1 protein-coding gene and 1 pseudogene are annotated in these 1958 nt (G+C 68.5%); one reads left to right on the top strand and one right to left on the bottom strand.

Features of this window, described 5'->3' with window-relative positions; genetic code table 11:
• Positions 1-168: 168 nt before the first annotated feature.
• A pseudogene (locus AB0N02_RS47285) lies at positions 169-1529 on the bottom strand (IS3 family transposase).
• 202 nt (positions 1530-1731) lie between these two features.
• Here AB0N02_RS47285 and AB0N02_RS47280 point away from each other — a divergent pair.
• Positions 1732-1958 (top strand): hypothetical protein (locus AB0N02_RS47280; protein ID WP_363961751.1); only part of this gene is annotated, 227 nt, incomplete at its 3' end.

The raw sequence follows: 1958 nt of genomic DNA, 5'->3' as shown, positions 1-1958 counted from the left end.
GCGGTACCGCCGAAGATGCTCGTGGAGGGCTTGTCGATCTGATAGTGCTCGATGTTCAGCCCGACATAGAACGCCACTCGGGCCCCATTCGGCCACGAAATCGTCGGTCGCTCCGTGATCGGGCTGTAATCGAAGCGGAAAGTGTCAAGGCGGGTGAGACAGATTCCGTCAGGCGGTCTGTATGAGGGCCTCCTGTGAGGGCTGGTTGATCCAGGCGGCCTCGGGCAGCTTGGGCGCCTGGGGTCGGCGGTGGCCGAAGCGCTCGGGACGGGCGGCGTAGGCCGCGTCCAGGGTGGCCTGGCGCTGGGCGCGGACCTGCCCGGCGGTGCCGAAGTGGACGCTGGCGGGGGTGTGCAGCCCGATCCCGCAGTGGCGGTGCTCGTGGTTGTAGTAGGCGAAGAACTGCTCGGCGAACGCGCCGGCGTCGGCCAGGGACCCGAAGCGCTCGGGGAAGACCGGGGCGTACTTCAGCGTCTTGAACGCCGCCTCGCTGTAAGGGTTGTCGTTCGACACGTGCGGGCGGGAGTGCGACCTGGCCACCCCGAGGTCGACGAGCAGCTGAGCGACCGGTTTGGAGGTCATCGAGGTCCCGCGGTCGGCGTGGATCGCCTCCGGCACGCCATGGATGCCCATGGCGTGCTCGAGCAGGTTCTTGGCGATCTCGGCGTCCTCGCGGGCCGCGATGGTCCAGCCCACGACGAACCTGGAGAAGATGTCGAGCACGACGTACAGGTCGTAGTACACGCCCCGCTCCGGCCCCTTGAGCTTTGTGATGTCCCAACTCCACACCTGCCCCGGCGCCGTCGCGACGAGCTCGGGCCGGGTCCGGGGCGGGTGGCTCGCCTGCCGGCGCCGTTCCCCGGCCATGTCGTGCTCGCGCAGGATCCGGTGCATCGTGGACATCGAGCACAGGTAGGTGCCCTCGTCCAGCAGCGTGGCCCAGACCTGGGCGACCGACTTGTCCGCGAACCGCTGGCTGGTCAACACGGCCAGCACGTGGGCCCGCTCGGCGGCGGACAGCTTGTTCGCCGGTGCCGGCCGCGGTGTCCGTGGACGTGGCGGTGGCGGGTTCTTGGCCCGGTAGTGACTGGCGCGGGAGCGACCCAGCAGCGCGCACGCAGCCGCGGTGCCGACGTGCTCGGCCAGCCCGTCGACGGCCGGGTTGATCACCGCGGCGACCGCGGCGGCTTGTCCGCGCTCTCGGAGAGCGTCTCCAAGAGCGCGTGTGCTTTTCCCATCAGGTCCAGCGCCGCCCTGGTCTTGGCCAGCTCGGCCTCGGCCTTCTCCGCCCGGGCCCGTAGCGCCTGCAGCTCCCGCTCGCGCCGGTCCCGCGGCTTGCTGCCCAGCCCGGACAGCGAGCCGGCGGCCGCGGCCTTGCGCCACTCGATGATGTGGGAGGTGTACAGGCCCTCCCGGCGCAGGATCTCCCCACGCCCAGAGCGGTCCGCGGCGTCGTACTCGGCCAGGATCGCCGCTTTGAACTCGGCGGTGAACGTCCGCCTCTTGGGCCGGTCAGCACGAGGAGCCATAGCCCCATCATCGGTGCCGACGTCAGCAACCGTCATCGTCATCTCAGTATTGGTCCGTTCTCGCCCCGTGCAGTGCGAAGGTCAGCAGTGCTGGTGTCTCACCCCATCCTGACGCACAGGGGGGAACGCACCACTTTTCACCTGCAATGAATGCGGAGGCGAACGGGGGGCACGGCGGACGCTGTGCTCGGGCTGCGATCTGGTGAAACAAGTCGAGGAGCTATTCTCCGAAGCGTCGGATAGCGACGCGCGTGCTGCCCTCGAACCTCTACGCCACTATCTCCTTTCCTACAAGCACGACGCGGACCGGCTTCTGCGCTGGATGAGCCGCAGCACTAGCATCGCGATCCTGCGGCGGATTCTCGATGGCGAGATCCCCATCAGTCAACGCGCGTTGGAGATGCCCGAGCATCCGCATGCAGCATTGCG

This window comes from Streptosporangium sp. NPDC051022 (genome assembly GCF_040683035.1).
In the GTDB taxonomy this organism is placed as follows: domain Bacteria; phylum Actinomycetota; class Actinomycetes; order Streptosporangiales; family Streptosporangiaceae; genus Streptosporangium.
Note: the sequence above shows the minus strand (reverse complement) of the source record. Positions and strands in the feature narration are given on the sequence as shown.